The 4710-nt window shown below is 51.4% G+C and carries 4 protein-coding genes; 2 read left to right on the top strand and 2 right to left on the bottom strand.

Annotation, left to right across the window (positions count from 1 at the left end; genetic code table 11):
* Positions 1-156: 156 nt before the first annotated feature.
* A complete protein-coding gene (locus Q8O92_05080) occupies positions 157-951 on the bottom strand; it encodes a carbohydrate-binding family 9-like protein (protein ID MDP2982685.1) in 795 nt (264 codons plus the stop codon).
* A gap of 37 nt (positions 952-988) precedes the next feature.
* A complete protein-coding gene (locus Q8O92_05085; GenBank protein ID MDP2982686.1) occupies positions 989-1756 on the bottom strand; it encodes a glucose 1-dehydrogenase in 768 nt (255 codons plus the stop codon).
* A 499-nt stretch (positions 1757-2255) separates the two neighbouring features.
* Between Q8O92_05085 and bshB1 the strand changes: the two genes are divergently transcribed.
* A complete protein-coding gene (gene bshB1, locus Q8O92_05090) occupies positions 2256-3023 on the top strand; it encodes a bacillithiol biosynthesis deacetylase BshB1 (protein MDP2982687.1) in 768 nt (255 codons plus the stop codon).
* A gap of 17 nt (positions 3024-3040) precedes the next feature.
* Positions 3041-4159: an N-acetyl-alpha-D-glucosaminyl L-malate synthase BshA gene (gene bshA, locus Q8O92_05095; GenBank protein ID MDP2982688.1), complete on the top strand. Its 1119-nt coding sequence runs from the start codon at positions 3041-3043 to the stop codon at positions 4157-4159.
* Positions 4160-4710 lie beyond the last annotated feature (551 nt).

The following is a 4710-nucleotide window of genomic DNA, read 5'->3' on the forward strand; positions in this document are numbered from 1 at the left end:
CGTTGAAATACTTACCATTCCTTTCGATAGATTCAAGACAATTACTCAAAAACAGCAACAGTTGTCTTTACCTCTCAAATTTTAACCGGACAGTTATGGGAGAAGAAATAAAAAACCCGCTGAAAAGCGGGTTTTGAAATCAAAGAGCCCTCATCGCTACTTCTTGAAATATACCTTGCCGAACCGCCAGGGAGTATGGAAGCTTCCCCGAAGAGTCGGGCTGAACGCGGCATACCAGTCGTCCTGGGGGGTCTTTCCCGATTTTCCACGCTCGATACGGTAAGCATTCAGACGCCACATATCGCCGTCTTTAGGTGGAATCTGCTGCTGCTCCCAGAGGTCCTCAAATGGAATGGCGATCTCGACAGTCCAAAATTCGTCCGTTGTCCCTTCTTTCAGCCCATCGCCCTTTACGAAGACCGCATTTTTCATATTCTTGAAGTCCCAGTCGAACCAGCCTTGTATTGCACCGTTCTTCCTCGGACCCGCATTGATGGCGATGAGATCCACCCGGGCATTCACCGGATTAAACTCCACTTCGTAATAGGAGGAGCCGTTGCCGTCTGGGTCGATGAAGAGTTCTACTACCTCTTCCTCCCAGAGCTTGTCGTCTTCTTTGGTGTAGGTAGCCCAGGCGTCCGGGTCCTCGCAATAGAATCCCGCATACAGGTATTGGTCGTCCCAGAGAAACTTCACCGTGGATTTGAGGGGAACCGGTTTTCCTGTGTTTGTATCTGTCAACGTGAATTCTTTGGCGCGGCTCCAATCTGCCTCATCGAGCTTGCCGTCGATGGTGATCTGCCCTGTTGTGCGGGTGACAGTGTAAGAGGAAAGCTCGGGTTCATCCGCGGCAAACGAAATCTCTGCGCCTCCGCTTGTCATAATGCCGAGCGCCGAAAACCCGGCCATCGTACCGATTGCAGATAAGAATCGTGAACATACTGTTTTCATGGGATTTCCTTTCTGGTTGATAGATGAAAAATATTTTTTACATAGATAAAAAACCGCCGTCAACATAAATGGTCTGCCCGGTTAGATAGGCGGAGGCATCGCTCGCCAGGAAAACCGCGATTCCAGCCAAATCCTCGGGAACTCCCCACCGTCCGAGCGCCATGCGTTTGAGCAGGGCATTATACCGCTCTGGGTTGTCCTGAAGTTCTCTGGTCATGTTTGTCTTGAAATACCCCGGCCCGATGGCATTGACACGGATATTGTATTGTCCCAGATCGTTGGCCATGGATTTCACCAGCATCCGCACAGCTCCTTTCGAGGCGGCATACGCCGGAATATTCCGCCCTCCTGTCTGTGACACCACAGAATCGGTAAGGATTATAGATCCTCCTGTTCCCTGGCGTATCATCGCCTGTGCTGAAAGCTGCGCAAGCATAAAAACGGCATGGACGTTTACCCTGAGCACCTCATCAAAATCCTCCAGGGAATGACTTTCTGAAGGCTCTCTCCTAATGATTCCGGCATTGCAGAAAAGGAAATCTATGCCTCCCAGCCCGGAGATGGCTTTCCCGGCGAGATTTTCAATATCGGCATCAATCCCCACATCGGCGGCGACGGGTATGATTCTGCCGCCGTAGTCTGATAGAGCGGTGGCAGTATCAATCAAAAGGTCTATGCCGCGCGCGGCGATTACCAGATCGGCCCCCATTTCCGCCAGGCCATCCGCCATTGCCCGTCCCAGTCCTCGCGAAGCGCCGGTGATGATCCCGCGTTTTCCTGCCAGGCTGAATTTTTCTTTAAGCATATTCACTAACCCTCATTCCCTACCCCTTCTCCCGCACGCAGGAGAAGGGGTAGGGAATAGAACATGTACAAAATTCATGTTTGATGATACGGGAAAAGTATTACAAAGTCTTCTGTTCTGTCGAAACCTCACCCGGCCTTTGGCCACCCTCTCCTAGTCAGGAGAGGGTAAAGACTTTGCCCGCCGTGAGTTACCCCCTCTCCTGACTAGGAGAGGGGGACAGGGGGTGAGGTTTTAAAAAGCTGAGTAGAAGGTAAAATTTCCCTTTTTATCGAATCATCATGTTTCAATTTCCGACACTTCAAAATTACTCAGCCGCCCAAGTACGAATCCGCTGATAAAAATACTATCTTCTGAAAACGCTTCAAAGAGGTAAGTTTAACATTCCTGTTTCAGATTTCAGATTTCATCCTTCACTTCCTTCGGGTTGCTTTCCATTCTTTAATCGCATATTTTATATGGTATCTGGCGAAAGTTTCTAAACCGAGGAGAATCAGGCATGGATGTTGATGTTCTCTGCATGATGGCGCACCGCGATGATGCGGATATTATTGCCGGCGGCACACTTGTTAAATTGAAAGAGCAGGGATATACAGTCGGCATCGTGGATTTCTCTCAGGGAGAGATGGGAACACGGGGAAATGCCGCCCAGCGTGCGGAGGAGGCGGCCTGCGCAGGGGGAATTCTTGGTGTGGACGTGCGGGTGAATCTCGGCTTTCCGGACGCAGCAATCGAGAACACGGTGGAGAACCGGCGCCCGGTAGTCGAAGCTATTCGAACATACCGGCCTCACCTGGTTATAACCCACGACTGCAACAACCGTAATCCGGATCATACTCATACCGGCCTTCTGGTCAAAGAATCCTGTTTCACTGCGGGTCTGGCCAAGTACGACACCGGGCAGCCCCCGCACCGTCCCAACAAGATCATCTATGGCATGGAATATTTCGAATTCCAGCCCACCATGATCATCGATATCTCCGCTCAGTACGAGCGCAAGATGAAAGCCGTCGCCTGTTACCGAAGCCAGACGTTCAATCCTGAATATAAGGGTCCTTCGACCTATATATCATCCAGTCGTTTTAACGAAGATATCATCGCCAGGATGAGGTATTACGGCTCCCGTATTCACTGCGAGTATGCCGAGGCTTTCCTCATGGAGACCATGATGGAGGTCCGCGACCTCGTCCGTGAAGTGGCTCTTCGGGCGCTCATTCCCGGACAGGGAAGAAACGACGCCGCGGACCACGCGGATACTCGCAGATAGAAACCGAGGAGTTTTTCATGAATATCGGCATCACCTGTTATCCGACCTATGGAGGGAGTGGAACGGTGGCGACGGAGTTAGGCAAGAACCTTGCCCGCCGCGGCAACAAAGTCCATTTCATAACCACCGCTCTTCCCTACCGTCTTTCGGATTTTATCGAGAACATTTATTTCCACGAGGTTCAGGTACTCCACTACCCACTTTTCGATTATCCGCCCTATACCCTGGCGCTGGCTTCCAAGATGGCGCAGGTAGCTCTCCGGGAAAAGCTGGACCTGCTCCATGTTCATTACGCCGTACCTCATGCCACAAGCGCTTACCTGGCCCAGAAAATGACCGTGAAAAAAATGCAACTCCCGTTTATCACCACCCTCCACGGAACAGATATAACCCTGGTGGGCGCAGACCCTTCCTATTTCGAGATTACAAAGTTCGCCATCGAGGAATCGACTGCAGTGACTGCCGTGTCCTCATATCTTAAAAGAGAGACCATCGAGCGCTTCGCGGTGGAGAAAGAGATAGAGGTGATTCCCAATTTCGTCGATACCGATAAATTCTCTCCGGATACCTTGATCCCGCGTTCTCTTTTTGCCGACCCCGATGAAAAAATTCTCATGCATATCTCCAATTTCCGTCCGGTCAAGAGGGTGGGGGATATTATAAGGGTTTTTGAAGGGGTTTCCAGACAGGTTAAGGCGCGATTGATATTCATAGGCAGCGGCCCCGAACTGGAACCCGCGAAAAAAATGATCGAGGAGCTGGGATTATTCTCCAAAGTGCAATTTCTGGGACGGCAGGTCGATGTAAGCTGTCTCATTCCCCTGGCCGATCTCTACCTTCTCCTCTCCGAGCATGAGAGTTTCGGTTTGACCGCCCTTGAGGCTATGAGCTGCGGAGTCCCGGTGATCGGCACATCCGGAAGCGGGATGGAGGAATTCCTCGGCGACGGGAAAGCGGGGAGTCTCTACCCGGTGGGCGATATCGGCGCCATGGTGGAAAACTGTGTACGGATTCTCAAGAATCCCGATCTCGCCGGTGAACTGGGACGGGCGGGAAGAACACGGGCTATCGGGCAGTACCCTGAGGATATCGTCACTCAACGATATATCGACTTGTATACGAGAGTTGTTAAATAGATGCCGAAACGAGTTCGGCATGACATGGGAAAAAGGGGAGGTTGCGATAATAAAGGCAATCTCCTTTTTTATTGGCAAGAATTTATTAAAGTGCTTATCGAGTTGACTCCGCAACTTGTGTGTTTGCATTCAGTAAAGATAGCCCCCTTCTGGCCTTTCAGGCCACCTTCCCCCCTTGCGGGGGGCAGGACACAGCTTCATCGTGCCTGCGAAGCAGCAAAGCATGTGGCGCCTCAACTTCCCTTGCCCCCATTTATGGGGGAAAGGGACCGAGGGTAAGGGGGCTTGAGCAGATATGATGAGTCATCTCGATAGGCGTATTTATTTTTCTACTTGCTTGTTATGAAGAGAATAGATTTATTGTAATATTATACGCGAACGAAGATTATCTAAAGAACAGCAGTTCTCCGGATCGAGCACCCGCAAGCAAAGGAGATGCATCATGTCGGCCCAACAGTTCCAACGGTCTTCGACTCTGCGGCCAGTGCGCCACCGTCACGCGGGGCCTGGCTGGCTCCCGGTCCTCCTGATGGTCGGCGCGTGCCTCGGCG

It is taken from the genome of Candidatus Latescibacter sp., from assembly GCA_030692375.1.
In the GTDB taxonomy this organism is placed as follows: domain Bacteria; phylum Latescibacterota; class Latescibacteria; order Latescibacterales; family Latescibacteraceae; genus JAUYCD01.

Coding starts and splice junctions, on each gene's coding strand:
- Q8O92_05080 (MDP2982685.1), bottom strand. CDS start 951: ATGAAAACAGTATGTTCACGATTCTTATCTGCAATCGGTACGATGGCC.
- Q8O92_05085 (MDP2982686.1), bottom strand. CDS start 1,756: ATGCTTAAAGAAAAATTCAGCCTGGCAGGAAAACGCGGGATCATCACC.
- bshB1 (MDP2982687.1), top strand. CDS start 2,256: ATGGATGTTGATGTTCTCTGCATGATGGCGCACCGCGATGATGCGGAT.
- bshA (MDP2982688.1), top strand. CDS start 3,041: ATGAATATCGGCATCACCTGTTATCCGACCTATGGAGGGAGTGGAACG.